Consider the following 16,890-nt stretch of genomic DNA (forward strand, 5'->3'; position numbering starts at 1 on the left):
TCGTGGCTCGCTTCGCTCGCACCTCAGGGAACGGGTAAGCACCTTCGCCCCTGGGAGCGAGGTGGGTACCTCCCCCGACAACCGGCAGACTTCAGCCCGACAGGCAGACTTCGATCGACGTCTGGCAGTCGAGTTGAGGTTCGCCGGTCAGGCGTCGCCTGCGAGCGCCGGTTCCAGTTCCACCAGCTGCGCACCGCCGACGTCCGGCGGGAGTTGGTGCGTGACGACCACGACGATGCGATCGGGTCCGAAGAGGTCGTCCTCGACGCCGAGGAGGCGTCGGAGGAGGGCGTCGGCGTCGTCGGCGGAGAGGTGTTCGGTCGGCTCGTCGAGCAGGACCATCGGTGCGGGGTGGAGCAGTGCGCGAGCGAGGAGCAGGCGTCGGCGCTCGCCGCCGCTGACGGCGTCGGCTCCGCCGGTCAGGGTGGTGTCCAGACCGTCGGGCAGCCGTGCGGCCCAGCCGTCGAGGCCGACCGTCGTCAGCGCCGCGAGGATCTCGTCGTCGGTGGCGTCACCGCGCGCGACGCGCATGTTCTCGCGGACCGACGTCGAGAAGAGATGCGCTTCTTCGGCGAAATAGCAACCGGCCGAGCGAAGGTCGACGGGGGCACGGCTCGACACGTCGACGCAGGTGACGTCCCCGCCGACGGGATCGAGCAGTCCGGCGAGGGTCAGCAGAAGCGTGGATTTGCCGACGCCGCTGGGGCCGACGACCGCCAGCCGCGATCCCGGCCGCAGGTCGAGGTTCAGACCGTCCACAGGACCGAGGATGTTCCGCTCCCCGCGGCCCCACCGCAGTCCGTCGGTCGACACCTCGACCATGCCGCGGTGGACCGCCACGTCCGCACCGGACGGCTCGGTGCTGTCCGCGGCGCGTGCACCGTCGACGAGAGCCATGACCCGTGCGGCGCTCTGACGACTCCGCTCGATCTGCAATCCGGCCTCGGTCAGCGGCGCGGTCGACTCGAAGGCCGACAGCGGCAGCAGGATCAACACGCCGAGGATCATCGGCGTGAGCCCCTCACCGGAGGCGATCCCGGCGATCGAACCGGTTGTCTGCGAGGCCAGCTGGATCGCGATGACGCAGGCCGCGACCAGCGACGCACCCATCGCGAGAGGGGTGGCCGCGGCGGCTGCCGCCTCGAGCCGACGACCCCGATCGGTGGCCGCGAGGTGCCGACGGTCGGCGTCCGCGGCGGTCTCGAGCAGTTCCTCACGCCGACGCGCGACAACGAGTTCCGAAGCGTGCCACAGAGTGGTCGTCGTGGCCTCGGCGGATTCGGTGGCCGCCCGCGCACCGTCGCGGAGGGTCGAGGCACCACCTCGTGCCGCGAGCCACGGGGCGAGGCCACCACTGATGATGAGTGCGACGGCGAGCACTGCGGCGGCGGGCAGCGAGACCAGTGCCATCACGACGACCGCGGCGACCGCCGTCGTCACGCCCACACCGATGGGGATCAGGCCGCGGATGAGAGCGTTGCCGATCTCGTCGATGTCATCGCCGGTGCGGGTCAACAGGTCTCCGCGCCGGAGGGTCACCGAGTAGGCCGGTGAGCCGGTCGCGAGCGCTGTGTAGACCCGTTCGCGGGCTGTCGTCATCGCGCGCAAGGCCAGGTCGTGGGTGGCGAGACGTTCGAGGTAGCGAAACAGGCCGCGCGAGATACCGAGAGCGCGCACGGCGGTGATCGCAACCGACAGGTACAGCACCGGCGGCATCTGCCAGGCCCGGGTGATCAGCCACGCCGACAAGGCCGCGAGGCCGAGCGCCGACAGCGAACCGCCGACGCCGAGCAGCAGGGCCTTGGCCACCGCACCCCGGCGCAGGCCGAGAAAACCGAGCGCCCGGATCAGTGGGTCGTCGCGCATGGCACACCTCCGTCGAATTCGACCACCTGGTCGGCGAATTCACGCGCGATCCCCCGGTGGGCCACCACGATGACCGTGTCACCGGCGCGTGCACGGTCGCGGAGCACGGTGAGAACTGCACGTTCGGATGCCTCGTCGAGGTGAGCGGTCGGCTCGTCGAGCAGCAGCAACGGGGCCGGCGACGCGAGCACTCGCGTGAGTGCGAGCCGCTGCCGCTGGCCGGCGGAGAGCCCCACGCCGCCCGCACCGAGCCGCGTGTCGAGACGCTTGGGCAGTTCGAGCACGACGGAGTCGAATCCGCTGGCCGTCGCCGCACGGTCGGCGGCGTCGCGGTCGAGCGCGCCGAAGAGCTCCACGTTCTCGCCGACCGTGCCCGGCACGACGACCGGCTGCTGCGGCAGCCAGGCGATCTGTTCGTGCAGGGACTCGGGATCGGCGTGGGTGACCGGGATGGACCCGATGAGCACCGAACCGTCGTCGGGGGCCAGCAGACCCATGATCGCGGCCAGGGTCGTGGATTTCCCCGAACCGTTCGGCCCGGTGAACAGCGTGAGCGACCCGGGCCGGATCGTCGCGTGCAGGGACTCCGGGGCCCAGCCGTCACGGCCGTGCACCCCGAGATCGAGGATGGTGATCGGCGCGCCCGCGACGGTGACGCCGCGGCCACCGCCGACCGGCATCGGCGCGGCGTTCTCGGCAGAGTCGATCAGCTCGAAGACCTCGCCGGCAGCGGTCACGCCATCGGCGGAGTTGTGGAACTGTGCGCCGACACGTCGGAGCGGCAGATAGGCCTCGGGTGCCAGGATCAACGCGAAAACACCCGCGTAAAGCGACATCTCACCGAAGACCAGACGCAGACCGATACCCACCGCGACCAGGGCGACGCACAGGGTCGCGAGCAGCTCGAGGACGGCCCCGGACAGGAACGCCACCCGCAGCGAGCTCATCGTGGAACGCCGGTGGGCCTCACCGAGTTCGGCCACCTGGGCGGCCGGGGTCTCGGCGCGGTTCAGTGCCCGCAGCGTCGGCAGGCCGGCGATCAGATCCAACAGCTGCGCGGTCAGCCTGCTCATCGTCGCCAGCTTGCGGGTGGTGCGATCCCGGGTCATGAGCCCGACAAGAACCATGAAGATCGGGATGAGCGGCAATGTGATCAGGATGATCAGCGCAGAGGGCCAGTCGGCGAAGGCGATCACCACGGTCACCGTCGGCGTGAGGATCACCGCGCTCACGAGCGCCGGCAGGAACCCGGACAGATACGGCCCCAACGCATCCAGTCCCCGCAGCAGCACGGTCGCCGCGTGCTCACGCAGCGTCAGCAGCGTTCGCGGCGACGTCCGACGCGGATCGGTCAGCACGTCGAGTGCCTCCGACCTCAGTTCCGCGATTGCCTGCTCCGCTGCACGGTGCGCATACCGATCGTGCCCGTAGGCCATCGCGGCGCGGGCCGCCATCGCGACGGCGAGGACGACCAGGTGCACCCACTGCGCGTCGAAGGACCGCTCCTCCGGGAAGACGATCAGCTCCGACAGGATCGAGGCGGCCATACCCGCGGCCACGATGATCGCGATCACCTGCGCGACGGCGAACGCCGCCGTGACCGCGACATAGCGTCGGGTCGTCGGTGAGTACCGCAGCAGCCGCGGGTCGACCGGGGGCGTCACTTGCTCGACACGCGCAACGAGGGCAGGCCGTGATGGTCCGGGATGTTCCCGACCGACAGGCGCTTACGGAACACCCAGTAACTCCACGCCTGGTAACCGATCACCACCGGCGTGATGAACAGCGCCGCCCACGTCATCACCGTCAGCGTGTAGTCGCTCGACGACGTGTTGTCGATGGTCAGGTTCCAGTCCGGGTTCAGGGTCGAGGGCAGCGCGTTCGGGAACAGCACCGCGAACAGGGTGGCCACCGTCCCGGCGATCGCGATCGAGGTGAACAGGAACGCCCACCCCTCCCGACGCACCTGCGTCGCGACGAGCATGCCCACCGCGGCGACCGCGGCGATCAGCACCGGGATCCAGGTCCAACCGTTGCCGTACGCGAACTGCGTCCACAGCAGGAACGCGGCGGCGACGACGAGCGTCGGCCACGCCAGCCGGGAGGCGTAGCGGGCCGAATCCTCCTGCAGCACACCGGAGGTCTTCAGCGACAGGAACACCGCACCGTGGGTGAGGAACGCCAGCAGGGTCGTCGCTCCGCCGAGCAGCGCGTACGGGTTCAGCAGGTTGAAGAACCCGCCGGTGTACTGGGCGTCGGCGTCGATCGGCAGGCCCCGCACCACGTTCGCGAAGGCGACGCCCCACAGGATCGCGGGAATCCACGACCCCAGGCCGATGCCGACGTCGCACCACTTTCGCCACTGCGGATCGTTGATCTTGCCCCGCCACTCGATGGCGCACACGCGGGTGATGAGGCCGATCAGGATGAGGAACAGCGGCAGGTAGAAGGCGGTGAACATCGTTGCGTACCAACCGCCGAACGCCGCGAAGAGCGCGCCACCCGCGGTGAGCAGCCAGACCTCGTTGCCGTCCCACACCGGTCCGATGGTGTTGAGCAGTGCGCGCCGACGCTTGTCCGGGTCGGCCTCGGGGTCGTCGGGGGCGACCTTGTCGTCGCCACCGGTGTGGCTCGACCCGAGGATCGGCATGAGCATGCCGACGCCGAAGTCGAAGCCCTCGAGGACGAAGTAGCCGACGAACAGCACGGCGATGATGAGGAACCAGAATTCCGGGAGTCCCATGTCACTCTCCTCAGTACGCGAACGAGAGCTGTTTGGGCTCATCGGAATCGGAGTCGGATTCGTCGTCACCGTGACCTGGCGGCCGCGAGTCGTAGCTCGCCGGTCCCTCGATCACGTAGCGGCGCTGCAGCATGAACCAGACGACACCGAGCGCGCCGTAGAGCAGCGTGAACCCGATCAGGGTGACGAGCACCGTCCCCGCGGTGTGGTTGGAGACGCCGTTCTGCACGAGCATGCTGATGCGCAGCGGATCGAGGTCGTCCTCCCAGTTGGGTGCGACGACCCACGGCTGTCGGCCCATCTCGGTGAAGATCCAGCCGGAGCTGTTGGCCAGGAACGGGGTCGGGATCATCAGCAAGGCGATGAAACCGAACCTCCTCGACTCGACGACCCGCTTGCGGCGCGTGTACCAGAGGCCCCCGAGGGCCACGACCACCGAACCGACCGCCCACGTGATCATCGCCCGGAAACCCCAGTAGGTGACGAACAGGTTGGGTGCGAAGTTCTGGTTGGCGGGCACGTTCGGGTTGTCGGCGAAGGCCTTTGTGTACTGTTCCTGCAGCTCCTCGACGCCCTGCAGGGTCGAATCGAAGGAGTGATCGGCCAGGAACGACAGCATCTTGGGGATCTCGATGATGTGATCGATGTTCTCGCAGTTGTTCTGACGTCCGACGGAGAGGACGGAGAAGCCGGGGCCGGTCTCGGTCTCGCAGAGCGATTCCGCCGAGGCCATCTTCATCGGCTGTTGCTTGAACATGATCTGCGCCTGGATGTCACCGGTGATGAACAGCGCGACACCGGAGACGAGCGTGACCCACAGCGCGAACCGGGTGACCGGCCGCCACAGGTCGCGCGCATCCTTGTCCAGATCCTCCGGGCCGGCGCCGACGTGGCTCGGCGATGTGCTCTCCGGGACACCACTGGTGTCACCGGTCTCGAGTGCTTCCCGCAACTTCTTGGCGCGCCACGTGTTCCGGGCCATCCACCAGATGCCGATGGCCGCGACGAAGGTGCCCGCGGTCAGGAATGCACCGGCGATCACGTGCGGGAAGGCGGCGAGTGTCGTGTTGTTGGTGATGACGGCGAAGAAGTCGTTCATGGCCGGGCGTCCACGGGTCTCGTCCCACTCGACGCCGACGGGATGCTGCATCCACGAGTTCGCGGCGATGATGAAGTACGCCGATGCGTTGACGCCGATGGCCGCCAACCAGATACACGCCAGGTGGACGCGCCGCGGCAGCCGGTCCCAGCCGAAGATCCAGAGTCCGATGAAGGTCGACTCCAGGAAGAAGGCGACCAGGCCCTCCAACGCCAGCGGAGCCCCGAAGACATCCGCGACGAAGCGGCTGTACTCGCTCCAGTTCATCCCGAACTGGAACTCCTGCACGATGCCGGTGGCCACGCCGAGCGCGAAGTTGATCAGGAAGAGCTTTCCGAAGAAGCGGGTCGCGCGCAGCCACTGCTCGTTGCCGGTGACGTGCCACACCGTCTGCATCACCGCGATCATCGGTGCGAGACCGATGGTCAGCGGCACCAGGATGAAGTGATAGACGGTTGTGATACCGAATTGCCATCTGGAGACGTCCAGAGCGTCCATGTATGCCTCGAATCAGGTCACCGGCTGAGCCGGCGGGTGCCGACGTCGCCTACTACTTTTAGTAGTAGGCCCTGGGCGCGACGTTACGCCTGGTCACCGCGCCTGTTCAAGCGCCAAAAGTCCCATCGAGCCACTGCCGCTGGTGCATTCGCTCTCACCCGCGATCACGTGTGACGCGGGCCCGGGATCATCGGTGAGTGACCGGGATCAATTGTCTTCCGCGGCGATGGCTCGGTCCACCAAATCGGAAAACCGGTCTGCGTCGGCCGGCACCGGCATGACGTACCGGTTGAGATGGGTGACCCGGGCCGCGAGCGTCACGCTGCTGACGAGCCAGACCGAGTCGGCCGCCACGAGGTCCTCCGGACGCAGGATCTCGACCTTGGTCTTCCAGCCCTCCGCAACGGCGAGATCGAAGACGGCCTGCGCGGTCGTCGAGGCGAGGATGCCGATCTCGGTCGGTGGGGTGACCAGCGTGTCCCCGTACACCGCGACCACCGTCGACCGCGGCCCCTCGAGCACCGCCCCCTCGCTGCTGACGAAGATGACGTCGTCGTAGCCCTCAGATGCGGCATGACGCAGCGCGGCCATGTTGGTGGCGTAGCTCAGCGTCTTCGCACCGAGGAGCTGCCAGGGCGCCTTGGCGGCCAGGTCAACGGAGAAGCCGCGCTCGAGGGTGACCACCGAGACGCCGTCGGCACGTGCGGAGGCGACGCGCTCGGGCACCCGCTCCACGGTCAGGTAGGCCGTCGGGGCGTATCCGTGTTCGCGCCCACGGGTGTAGACCAGACGCAGCAACGCCTCGTCCGACGTCCCGTGTTCGGCAGTCCACAGCTTGACCGCGTTCTCGACGGCCGCGCGCCACTCGTCGGGGTCCGGCGCCGGCAGCTCCATCGCGGTCGCGCTCCGGACGAGGCGTTCGAGGTGCAGGCGCACCCCGCGCGCCCGGCCGGCACGGACGAGGAGGGTCTCGAAGACGCCGTCGCCGCGTACCGCCGCGAGGTCGTCGGCGTGCAGGAACGGCGCATCGGCATCGTGTTGGGTGCCGTCGAGGGTGAGCAGGATCGAATCCGACATGGATAAGAGGCTCCCATGAGCCCCCGACCCCTGCTCCACACCCCTGGTGCGCGACCGACCCGTAGAATCGACCCGTGAGCCGTTCACCCATCCTGACCAGGCATTCCGAGGGCGGGGCAGTCCCCGGCCCCGGAGAGTTCCACTCATCGGAGACCCCGTGGCACTTCGGTGATCCACTCGGGGAACAGAGAGCCGCCGCCACCGGGGTCATCGTCGTCGACCGTTCCGACCGCGCCGTCATCGAGATCCCCGGCGAGGAGCGCCTGAGCTGGCTGCACACCATCTCGAGCCAGCACATCGCCGCACTCCCCGACCGCCGGAGCGCAGAAAACCTGTCTCTCGACGCCAACGGCCGCGTCGAGGATCACTTCGTCCAGACCGACATCGACGGCATCACCTGGGTCGACACCGAGGGTGCGCGCGGTGAGGCCCTCGCCGGGTTCCTTTCCAAGATGGTGTTCTGGGCCAAGGCGCAGCCGGCCCCGCGGACCGACATGAAGGTCCTCACCCTCGTCGGCCCCGGCGCGGTGACCGGACCGGTCGCCGAGCTGCTCGAGATCCCCGCCGACGCGGACGTCTACCAGGCGGGCAATCTGCCGGAGACGCACCATGAGGACGAGCCGCTGGGGTTCTGGCGACGGATGCCGCCACTCGGCGAGAACCGGGACCTGCCGGTAGTCGACCTCGTCCTCCCCGAGTTCGTCCTGCTTCGCTGGTGGGACGCGCTCGTCGAGGCCGGCGCCCAGATGGCCGGCAGCTGGGCGTACGACGCGCTGCGCGTCGCGGCCCGCCGTCCCCGCCTCGGCGCCGACACCGACGAACGGACGATTCCGCACGAGGTCGACTGGATCGGTGGACCGGCCGAGCAGGGCGCCGTCCATCTCGACAAGGGCTGCTACCGCGGCCAGGAGACGGTCGCCCGGGTCCACAACCTCGGCAAGTCGCCGCGACGCCTGGTGCTGCTGCATCTCGACGGGAGCTCGGATCAGCGGCCGACGACCGGCGATCCGGTCACCGCGGGAGGCCGCACCGTCGGCCGTCTCGGCACCGTCATCGACCACTACGAGTGGGGTCCCATCGCCCTTGCGCTCGTCAAGCGCAACATCGGTGCGGACGTCGAACTGACGATCGGGACCGAGGAGCCGGTGAGCGCACGCATCGACCCGGACTCCATCCGCGAGGACGATCGCGTCCAGGCCGGTCGCGCCGCTGTCGAACGGCTGCGGAGCGGCTCGGTCACCCCGGGTAGCTGACGCGTGGACACCGGAACAGTGCTGGCCGTCTGCGCGGCCGGCCGAGATGTCGTCCTCGACAAGATCGGACCCTCCGCGATCGACAAGCGACCGCTGTCCGGCCGTGCCGAGGTGCACGAGCTGGGTCTGGTCGCCGACCATCAACGCAACCGTAGGTATCACGGCGGCGTCGATCAGGCGGTGTACGCCTACGCCGAACCCGACGCGCAACGCTGGTCCGACGAACTCGGACGTGAGCTTCCTTACGGCTGGTTCGGCGAGAACCTGCGGATCGACGGGATCGACGTCACCGACGCCTTCGTGGGTGAGCGCTGGCAGGTCGGTGACGACGGGCTCCTCCTCGAGACCACCATCCCTCGCGTACCGTGCCGGACCTTCGCGGTCTGGGCGGATGAGCCCAGGTGGGTGAAGAGGTTCATGGACCAGGCCGATTTCGGTGCCTACCTGCGCGTTCTCCAACCGGGCACGGTAGCCGCGGGCGATTCGGTGACGGTGATCCACCGTCCCGACCATGGCGTCCGGGTCCGGCAACTGCTCGTCGACGCCGACCCCGAGTCGATCAGGACACTGCTCGCCGCCGACGATCTGCCGGTCAAGGTCCGTCGCGAGGCGCAGCGGATTCTGGGCAAGGTGGAGAGATCGGGCGGCGCGGCGAGGCAGGGCGCGGCACACAAGTCCTGAAGGCGCGCTAGACTGGGCAGCACGACAGAATTACTTCAAGAGAACGGGGCCGCCAAATCGTTGGCCGCCCCGTCATTTTGCGAGGGGGTCCCGTATGGGCCGCGGCCGGGCAAAGGCAAAGCAGACGAAGGTTGCTCGTCAGCTGAAGTACTCCACTCCGAACACCGATCTCGAAAGCCTGCAGCGTGAGCTGTCCGGGCAGACCAGCTCGGTAGATCGTCCGGATCCGGTGGATGAGTGGTTGGACGAGGACGAGTGGCGCCGCGCCTGAGGCGCGCCACTCATGGGTGCCGGTCTCCCCGACGACACCCGATCCCACCCCACCACGACCTCTCCGCTCAGCGGACCCGCGGTGACGCGGGTTGATGTTTTCGTACGTACCAGACGGCCGCAGGTGACTGCGGCCGTCTGATGCGTGCGCGGTCGTTTTTCGACTTCCAGCGGTGCTCGCCGCGGTGACAGCCGGCGATGAGCATCGCTGATCTGTGCTGTCCACCGGAGTGGCGATCATTCTCTGACGACGAGAAAGCGGCGGGAACCCGAAGGTCCCCGCCGCTTTCTCGTACGTGTGAGAGGCGGTGTGCGCCCGTGACTCTCAGAAGCGCGGGTGCTCACCCACCAGGGAGACGCGTGAGCCGGCTTCGGTGCTCTTGGGGTCGTTGGACCGCTTGATGGTGCCGAGGACCCAGTTGTCGACGTGCCGGGCGGTCAGGACCGCCTGCGCGCGGTCGGTGTCCTCGGGCGCGACGACCGCGACCATGCCGACACCCATGTTGAAGGTGCGCTCCATCTCGAGCTGCTCGACGCGTCCGCGCTGCTGGATGAGAGCGAAGATCGGGGCCGGGGTCCAGGTGTTGCGTTCCAGTTCGGCCACGAGGCCCTGCGGGATGACGCGGGCCAGGTTCTCGGCCAGACCGCCACCGGTGATGTGTGCGAAGGTCCGCACGTCCGCCTCGGCGATCAGCGCCAGGCAGTCACGGGCGTAGATGCGGGTCGGCTCGAGCAGTTCCTCGCCGAGCGAGCGGCCGAACTCCTCGACGTGGCCGAAGAGATCCATGTGGCCCCACTCGAGCAGCACCTTGCGGGCGAGCGAGTAGCCGTTGGAATGCAGACCCGACGATCCCATGGCGATGACGACGTCGCCGGCACGGACGCGGTCGGGGGCGAGGACCTTGTCGGCCTCGACGACGCCGACGGCGGTGGCCGACAGGTCGTAATGGTTGTCCTGCATGAGTCCGGGGTGTTCGGCGGTCTCGCCGCCTAGCAGTGCACACCCGGCCTCGACACAGCCGTCGGCGATGCCGGCGACGATCTGCGCGACGGTCTCGGGGACGACCTTGCCGACGGCGATGTAGTCCTGGAGGAAGAGCGGCTCGGCGCCGCAGACGACGAGGTCGTCGACGCACATGGCGACGAGGTCGCGTCCGACGGTGTCGTGCTTGTCGATGGCCTGCGCGACGGCGAGCTTGGTGCCGACGCCGTCGCTGGCGGCGGCGAGGACCGGCTCGCGGTAGTTGCCCTTCAGCGCGAAGAGGCCCGAGAAGCCACCGAGACCGCCGAGGACCTCAGGGCGCGAGGCACGTTTCGCATGCGGGGTGATGAGCTCTACGGCTCGCTCACCGGCGTCGATGTCGACTCCGGCCGCCGCGTACGAGGCCTGCGGCGTAGCGCCCGTCGTCTCGTCGGCCGCCGCATCCCGCTCCGTCATCTCCGCAAGCACCCCTTGTCAAAAGTTGTTTCCGGCGTGTTCGCCGACGATCACACGGTACCGGAGTGCCCGGTCCCCGGATTCAGGGACGCATCACTGCGCTGACGTTGTCGTTGGGCTTGGTCAGCGGGTCGACGGTCCCGTCGTGTGCAGCGGAGGCCAGCATCTGTTCCAGAACCGCCTTGCCCATGGAGGTCTCCTTGGGCAGTTCGATCGGGTACTTGCCGTCGAAGCAGGCCGCGCACAGGTTCGACGCCGGCTGCTCGGTGGCACCGATCATCTCGTCGATGCTGATGTAACCGAGCGAGTCGGCGCCGATGGCCTGACGCACGCCCTCGACCATGCCCTCCTCGGACTCCATGCCGTTGGCGATGAGTTCCGCCGGGGAGGCGAAGTCGATGCCGTAGAAGCAGGGCCAGCGCACGGGGCTGGAGGCGATCCGCACGTGCACCTCGGCGGCACCGGCCTCGCGCAGCATGCGGATGAGGGCGCGCTGGGTGTTGCCGCGCACGATCGAGTCGTCGACGACGACGAGACGTTTGCCGCGGATCACCTCGCGCAGCGGATTCAGCTTGAGTCGGATGCCGAGCTGACGGATCGTCTGCGACGGCTGGATGAAGGTGCGGCCCACGTAGGCGTTCTTCATCAGGCCCTGGCCGTAGGGAATGCCCGAGCCCTGGGCGAAGCCGACGGCCGCGGGTACACCCGACTCCGGCACCGGGATCACCAGGTCGCCCTCGGCCGGATGTTCCTTGGCCAGGCGGCGGCCGATCTCCACACGAGTGGAGTGCACCGACCGGCCGTGGATGTTGGAGTCCGGGCGGGCCAGGTAGACGTATTCGAAGACGCAACCCTTCGGGGTCGGCTCGGCGAAGCGCTTGGTGCGCACGCCGTCGGCGTCGATGGCCAGCAGCTCACCGGGTTCGATGTCGCGGACGAAGGATGCGCCGACGATGTCGAGGGCGGCGGTCTCCGAGGCGACGACCCAGCCGCGGTCGAGGCGGCCGAGCGACAGCGGACGGACACCGTGCGGGTCACGTGCCGCGTAGAGGGTGTGCTCGTCCATAAAGGTCAGGCAGAACGCGCCCTTGAGGGTCGGCAGCAGTTCCATGGCCGCCTGCTCGATCGAGCTGTCGGCGGCGCCGTGCGCCAGGAGCGCGCCGACGACATCGGAGTCCGACGTCGCTGCCGAGCTCTTGATGCCCTTCTCGCGAGCGCGAGCGGCGAGGTCGGCGGTGTTGACGAGATTTCCGTTGTGCCCGAGCGCGACGCCGGTGCCGGCATCGGTGGTGCGGAAGATCGGCTGGGAGTTCTCCCAGGTGGTCGAACCGGTGGTGGAGTAGCGGCAGTGTCCGATGGCGACGTGGCCGCTCATCGCACCCAGCGTCTGCTCGTCGAACACCTGGCTGACGAGGCCCAGGTCCTTGAACACGACGACCTGACTGCCGTCGCCGACGGCGATGCCCGCCGCTTCCTGTCCGCGATGCTGCAGCGCGTAGAGGCCGTAGTAGGTGAGCTTGGCGACGTCCTCACCGGGCGCCCAGACCCCGAACACGCCGCACTCCTCGCGCGGTTCGTTCTCGGGCTGGTCCAGTGGAGCGGGTTCGGGCGCGCACCCGCCGGCTGCGGAACATCCGCCCGCCGGTGTGGGAGCGAGCAGGTTCACGTTGGCGATCGAGCGATCAGTCATCGACTAGCTCCCCTGGGCTGCGAATCGGTTAACACGTCAATGTGCTGGGAGACAATTCGGAGTTTACGTGCCTGTTGCCTTCCAGAGCGAATCTTCCAGCGGCGTTCGGAGCGCAGTAATTCCACGTGGGAGCCAGTAGTGACGGATCACACTCGGCGGATCACCGGCTTCTCGACGCTCCCGGACCCAGCGGAACCAGTGGCAACAGCTCTGCGACCAGGTCTGCGCGGTGGCCTGATGCGTCGAGTTCGCCGGCGCCGAGCGCGGCGTCGTAGGTCCGCAGCCCGGTCACCATCAGCAGCCACGTCCGGGGCGAGGTCTCGACGACGTTGGGCGGCGTCCCCCGCGTGTGGCGTGGGCCCTCGATGCACTGCACGGCGACGAACGGGGGGACACGGACCTCAACCGAGTTGCCCGGGGCGAGGTGTTCGAGGGTCCGGGCTGTGAGGCGAACGGCGGCCGCGAGAGCCGGCCGCGACGGCGCGGGGGCCGACTCGTCGACGAGCCAGTCCGCGACCGCGAGGACGGCGGCGCGGACCTCGGCCGGGTCGGGTCTCTTACGCGGGGGCACGTCAGTCATCTTGCAACGCCGGTTGACGGCGCCCGATTTGGGGCAGTATGTCTCGCATGGGCGCGGAAGTGAACAAACAGGAGTTCACCGGCGAGGATCGCGTGAGGTTCCGGCGGCAGGTCGGTCGTGGCACCGACGCGATTGCACGGATGTTGGCCGAGGGGTTGTTCACCGACCAGGGCCGGCCACCCAAACCCCTCCTCGGCATGGAGGTGGAACTGAATCTCGTCGACGAGCAGATGCGTCCGGCGATGGCCAACGCCGCCGTCCTCGAGGCGATCGCCGACCCCGACTATCAGACCGAACTCGGGCAGTTCAACATCGAGATCAACGTCTCGCCGCGGCCGTTCACCACCGACGACACGATCTCGCTGGAACAGGCGCTGCGGACGTCACTGAACCGTGCGGAGGAGCGCGCCGCCCGTACGGACAACCACCTGGTGATGATCGGCATGCTGCCGACGCTGAAGGCCGAACACTTTGCCCATCAGTGGATCTCGGCCAACCCGCGCTACGACCTGCTGAACGAGCAGATCTTCAACGCCCGCGGCGAGGACCTCGAGATCGACATCAGCGGTGTTCCCTTGGCCGACGGCTATCACACCGAACGCCTCCACACCTCCACCGATTCGATCCTCCCCGAGGCCGCCTGCACCTCATTACAGCTGCACCTGAGGGTGGCCCCGGAGGATTTTGCCGCGCATTGGAATGCCGCCCAGGCGATCTCCGGGATCCAGGTGGCACTGGCCGGCAATTCCCCGTTCCTCGCCGAGACCGCGCTCTGGCACGAGAGCCGCATCCCGGTGTTCGAGCAGGCCACCGACACCCGGCCGCTGGAGCTGAAGAACCAGGGCGTGCGCCCGCGCGTCTGGTTCGGCGAACGGTGGATCAACACCATCTTCGACCTGTTCGAGGAGAACACCCGCTACTTCCCCGCTCTCCTGCCCGTCTCAACAGACGTCGACCCCCTGGCCGAACTCGACGCCGGGCGTATCCCGATGCTCGACGAGCTGCGACTGCACAACGGCACGGTCTACCGCTGGAATCGGCCCGTCTACGACATCCACGAGGGTCAAGCACATCTTCGTGTCGAGAACCGGGTGCTGCCCGCCGGACCGACGGTCGTCGACACGATGGCCAACGCCGCCTTCTACTACGGGGTCGTCCGCGGACTCGTCGAAGCCGACCGGCCGTTGTGGTCGCAGATGTCGTTCAACGCGGCCGCCGAGAACCTGCAGTCCGGTGCGCATTTCGGCATGGAGTCGCAGCTCTACTGGCCCGAGGTCGGTTGGGTACGCCCGGACGAACTCGTACTCCGTCGCCTGCTGACCCTTGCCGAGAAAGGCCTTCGCGCATACGGGGTCTCGGACAAGGCCCGCAAGCGGTACCTGTCGGTGATCGAGGGACGCTGCGTCAACCGCCGGACCGGTTCGGTGTGGCAGCGTGAGGCCGTCGCCGCCCGGGAGAGAGCGGGCGACAGCCGGTCGGCGGCACTGACCGGCATGCTCGCCGACTACGTGACGCTCATGCACGAGGGCGAACCCGTCCACACGTGGGACGTGTGACCCCGCTCACCGATCGGGTCCGGAACGCAAGCCGAAAGCCGTGTCGAGGTCGGCGTTTGGACCCGGCGTGGGCAGGAAAGTTGCCGAAGAACGATTCCGGCGACACCCTTTGTTCATGACCCGACGATCCACCGCCGCGATCCGATGACGATCACCGAGCGATACGCCGACCCCTCCGCGACCCTCGGGATGGTCAACGACGTGCTGTCCGTGCAACTCGCACACCGGTCGGTACGCAGGTTCCGACCGGACCCGGTCGACGACAGTCGGCTTCACGCCATCATCGCGGCGGCGCAGTCCGCGCCGACGTCGTCGAACCTGCAGCCCTGGAGCGTGGTTGCCGTGCGTGACCCCGCGCGACGGAAACGCCTGGCGGCACTGGCCAACAACCAGGGCTTCATCGAGCAGGCACCGTTGTTCCTGGTGTGGGTCGCCGACCTCGGGCGGGCCCACCGCCTCGCCGCGCGGCACGATGCCCCGCTGGAGGCGACGGACTATCTCGAGACGACGATCATCGGCTTCGTCGACACCGCGCTGGCCGCACAGAACGCAGTGGTGGCCGCCGAGTCACTGGGCCTGGGAACGGTTTTCGTCGGCGCCATCCGCAACAACCCACTGGAGGTGGCCGCGGAACTCGGCCTCCCGGAGCACACCGTCGCGACGTTCGGTCTCGCGATCGGCACGCCGGACCCCGCCGAGTCGGCAGGCATCAAGCCGCGAATCCCGCAGGCAGCCGTGCTGCATCACGAGACCTACGACGCCGAGACCGCGGACGCACACCTCACCGGATACGACGAGTCGCTCGCGGACTACAACCGACGGCACGGACTGGACGGGGACTGGAGTTCTCGGGTGCTGACTCGACTGGCCGGGGTGCCCTCACTCCATGGTCGAGAGAAGCTGCGCGACCATCTGCGCACACGAGGTCTGCCGTCCCGGTGACTGCGCGCAGAGCCCTGCGTTGCACTAACCCCGCGTCACCAGACCCCGGCCGGTGATGAGCGGTAGATCCAGGGCGGTCACCAGACCCGGCTTCGCATCGACCACGGCGGCAACCGAATTGACCAGCCGCATCGCCGTGACGATCATCCCGGAGACGTTGTGGTCGCCGTTCTCCCCGTGATGGCCGAACTCGACGGTCATCTCCGGTTCGCCGGAGATCGCGACCCGGTAGCAGCCGTCACCCTCGTGCGGGGTCGGCCACTCGGGACACTGATCGGCATGCGTACGCGTGTAGTGCTCCAGCACAACACGATCCACCCCGTCGACCTGTCCGGCGACCTCGAAGCGCAACGCCGCCATGGTGCCCTTCGGGATCTCCACCGACACCGTCGAATAGTCGCGGTCGGCCTCGACACGCGCGACCCGTTCGACGAGCGGCTCGTCGAGGGTCAGGTCGAGTCCGGCGGCGATCTGGCGCACCACGCTGCCCCAGCCCATCGACAGGATGCCCGGCGACAGCAGCAACGGCGTGGTGTCCATCGGCTGCCCGAAACCGAACAGATCCCGCATGACCACCGGCTGGTAGTACGTCGAGTAGTCCGCGATCTCCTGGCACCGCACCTCGTCGATCCGCTGCGAGAGACTCGTCAACGACAGCGGCAGAACGTCATTGGCGAAACCGGGGTCGATACCGTTGACGTGCAGGCTGGCACCGCCGGATTCGCCGGCCGCGGCGATCCGGTCCAGCAGACCGTCCGGCAGGATCTTCGTCGGGAACTGCAACACGACCGGGCCGCTGGAGACCACGTTGATCCCGTTCTCCACGAAGAAGACCAGGTCCTCGATCGACTCCATCACCCGGTCGTCGGTCATCGCGGTGTGCACGATGCAGTCGGGCTTTAGGGCGATCAGTGCGTCGCGGTCGTCGGTCGCGGCGACGCCGAGGTCACGACCCAGACCCGCCAGTTCCCCGGCGTCCTTGCCGACCTTGTCCGGATTCGACACCCAGACCCCGACGAGTTCGAGGTCGGGATGGGCGTCGATCCCGGCGATGGCATGTCTTCCGACGGTTCCGGTCGACCACTCGACCACGCGCAGAGTCATGCCCCTCAAACTAGAACACGTTCCACTGCGGGCGCGGCGGTTCGGCGGCATTGCCGAAATGCGCCCTGAGAACGACCCGTCAGCGCGCCGCCG

Annotated in this window: 14 protein-coding genes; 5 read left to right on the plus strand and 9 right to left on the minus strand. The window is 68.2% G+C overall.

The window, feature by feature from the left end; all coding sequences use genetic code 11:
• Window positions 1–147: 147 nt before the first annotated feature.
• The 5 genes from cydC to OK17_RS11560 all read right to left on the minus strand — a co-directional run bounded on the left by cydC (window position 148) and on the right by OK17_RS11560 (window position 7,283).
• A complete protein-coding gene (gene cydC / locus OK17_RS11540; RefSeq protein ID WP_461417518.1) occupies window positions 148–1,866 on the minus strand; it encodes a thiol reductant ABC exporter subunit CydC in 1,719 nt (572 codons plus the stop codon).
• Window positions 1,848–3,530, minus strand: coding sequence for a thiol reductant ABC exporter subunit CydD (gene cydD / locus OK17_RS11545; RefSeq protein WP_461417519.1), 1,683 nt, complete (start codon window positions 3,528–3,530; stop codon window positions 1,848–1,850). The genes cydC and cydD overlap by 19 nt, the downstream gene beginning before the upstream one ends.
• Window positions 3,527–4,609, minus strand: coding sequence for a cytochrome d ubiquinol oxidase subunit II (gene cydB / locus OK17_RS11550; RefSeq protein ID WP_461417520.1), 1,083 nt, complete (start codon window positions 4,607–4,609; stop codon window positions 3,527–3,529). Before cydB ends, cydD begins: the two co-directional genes overlap by 4 nt.
• A gap of 10 nt (window positions 4,610–4,619) precedes the next feature.
• Window positions 4,620–6,206, minus strand: coding sequence for a cytochrome ubiquinol oxidase subunit I (locus OK17_RS11555; protein ID WP_461417521.1), 1,587 nt, complete (start codon window positions 6,204–6,206; stop codon window positions 4,620–4,622).
• 207 nt (window positions 6,207–6,413) lie between these two features.
• Window positions 6,414–7,283 carry an aminodeoxychorismate lyase gene (locus tag OK17_RS11560; RefSeq protein WP_005194291.1) on the minus strand — a complete coding sequence of 290 codons (870 nt, stop codon included), beginning with the start codon at window positions 7,281–7,283 and terminating at the stop codon, window positions 6,414–6,416.
• Window positions 7,284–7,357: 74 nt separating this feature from the next.
• Between OK17_RS11560 and ygfZ the strand changes: the two genes are divergently transcribed.
• The 3 genes from ygfZ to OK17_RS11575 all read left to right on the plus strand — a co-directional run bounded on the left by ygfZ (window position 7,358) and on the right by OK17_RS11575 (window position 9,488).
• Window positions 7,358–8,536: a CAF17-like 4Fe-4S cluster assembly/insertion protein YgfZ gene (gene ygfZ, locus OK17_RS11565; protein WP_461417522.1), complete on the plus strand. Its 1,179-nt coding sequence runs from the start codon at window positions 7,358–7,360 to the stop codon at window positions 8,534–8,536.
• Window positions 8,537–8,539: 3 nt separating this feature from the next.
• Complete coding sequence (locus OK17_RS11570) at window positions 8,540–9,217, plus strand: MOSC domain-containing protein (protein ID WP_461417523.1); 678 nt, start codon at window positions 8,540–8,542, stop codon at window positions 9,215–9,217.
• A gap of 94 nt (window positions 9,218–9,311) precedes the next feature.
• A complete protein-coding gene (locus OK17_RS11575) occupies window positions 9,312–9,488 on the plus strand; it encodes a DUF3073 domain-containing protein (RefSeq protein WP_005194294.1) in 177 nt (58 codons plus the stop codon).
• 324 nt (window positions 9,489–9,812) lie between these two features.
• Here the strand turns inward: OK17_RS11575 and purM are convergent, their stop codons facing one another.
• The 3 genes from purM to OK17_RS11590 all read right to left on the minus strand — a co-directional run bounded on the left by purM (window position 9,813) and on the right by OK17_RS11590 (window position 13,195).
• A complete protein-coding gene (gene purM, locus OK17_RS11580) occupies window positions 9,813–10,925 on the minus strand; it encodes a phosphoribosylformylglycinamidine cyclo-ligase (RefSeq protein ID WP_006865358.1) in 1,113 nt (370 codons plus the stop codon).
• Between the two features lie 82 nt (window positions 10,926–11,007).
• On the minus strand, window positions 11,008–12,615 hold the full coding sequence (gene purF, locus OK17_RS11585) for an amidophosphoribosyltransferase (protein WP_232716602.1): 1,608 nt from the start codon (window positions 12,613–12,615) through the stop codon (window positions 11,008–11,010).
• 160 nt (window positions 12,616–12,775) lie between these two features.
• Window positions 12,776–13,195 (minus strand): sterol carrier family protein, encoded by a 420-nt coding sequence (locus OK17_RS11590; RefSeq protein WP_461417524.1) that lies wholly within the window; start codon window positions 13,193–13,195, stop codon window positions 12,776–12,778.
• A 47-nt stretch (window positions 13,196–13,242) separates the two neighbouring features.
• Between OK17_RS11590 and OK17_RS11595 the strand changes: the two genes are divergently transcribed.
• Window positions 13,243–14,751 carry a glutamate--cysteine ligase gene (locus OK17_RS11595; protein WP_461417525.1) on the plus strand — a complete coding sequence of 503 codons (1,509 nt, stop codon included), beginning with the start codon at window positions 13,243–13,245 and terminating at the stop codon, window positions 14,749–14,751.
• A gap of 144 nt (window positions 14,752–14,895) precedes the next feature.
• Window positions 14,896–15,693: an NADPH-dependent oxidoreductase gene (locus OK17_RS11600; RefSeq protein WP_461417526.1), complete on the plus strand. Its 798-nt coding sequence runs from the start codon at window positions 14,896–14,898 to the stop codon at window positions 15,691–15,693.
• Between the two features lie 24 nt (window positions 15,694–15,717).
• On the opposite strand, the gene OK17_RS11605 is transcribed toward OK17_RS11600, so the two are convergent.
• Window positions 15,718–16,797, minus strand: coding sequence for an NAD(P)H-dependent amine dehydrogenase family protein (locus OK17_RS11605; protein WP_461417527.1), 1,080 nt, complete (start codon window positions 16,795–16,797; stop codon window positions 15,718–15,720).
• Window positions 16,798–16,890 lie beyond the last annotated feature (93 nt).

The sequence above is a fragment of the Gordonia sp. GN26 genome (assembly GCF_054823965.1).

Bases quoted from the DNA above. Each gene is read 5' to 3' on its own strand.
- OK17_RS11605 (WP_461417527.1), bottom strand. From the start codon at position 16,797: ATGACTCTGCGCGTGGTCGAGTGGTCGACCGGAACCGTCGGAAGACAT.
- OK17_RS11600 (WP_461417526.1), top strand. From the start codon at position 14,896: ATGACGATCACCGAGCGATACGCCGACCCCTCCGCGACCCTCGGGATG.
- OK17_RS11595 (WP_461417525.1), top strand. From the start codon at position 13,243: ATGGGCGCGGAAGTGAACAAACAGGAGTTCACCGGCGAGGATCGCGTG.
- OK17_RS11560 (WP_005194291.1), bottom strand. From the start codon at position 7,283: ATGTCGGATTCGATCCTGCTCACCCTCGACGGCACCCAACACGATGCC.
- purF (WP_232716602.1), bottom strand. From the start codon at position 12,615: ATGACTGATCGCTCGATCGCCAACGTGAACCTGCTCGCTCCCACACCG.
- purM (WP_006865358.1), bottom strand. From the start codon at position 10,925: ATGACGGAGCGGGATGCGGCGGCCGACGAGACGACGGGCGCTACGCCG.
- OK17_RS11575 (WP_005194294.1), top strand. From the start codon at position 9,312: ATGGGCCGCGGCCGGGCAAAGGCAAAGCAGACGAAGGTTGCTCGTCAG.
- OK17_RS11555 (WP_461417521.1), bottom strand. From the start codon at position 6,206: ATGGACGCTCTGGACGTCTCCAGATGGCAATTCGGTATCACAACCGTC.
- OK17_RS11590 (WP_461417524.1), bottom strand. From the start codon at position 13,195: ATGACTGACGTGCCCCCGCGTAAGAGACCCGACCCGGCCGAGGTCCGC.
- cydB (WP_461417520.1), bottom strand. From the start codon at position 4,609: ATGGGACTCCCGGAATTCTGGTTCCTCATCATCGCCGTGCTGTTCGTC.
- cydC (WP_461417518.1), bottom strand. From the start codon at position 1,866: ATGCGCGACGACCCACTGATCCGGGCGCTCGGTTTTCTCGGCCTGCGC.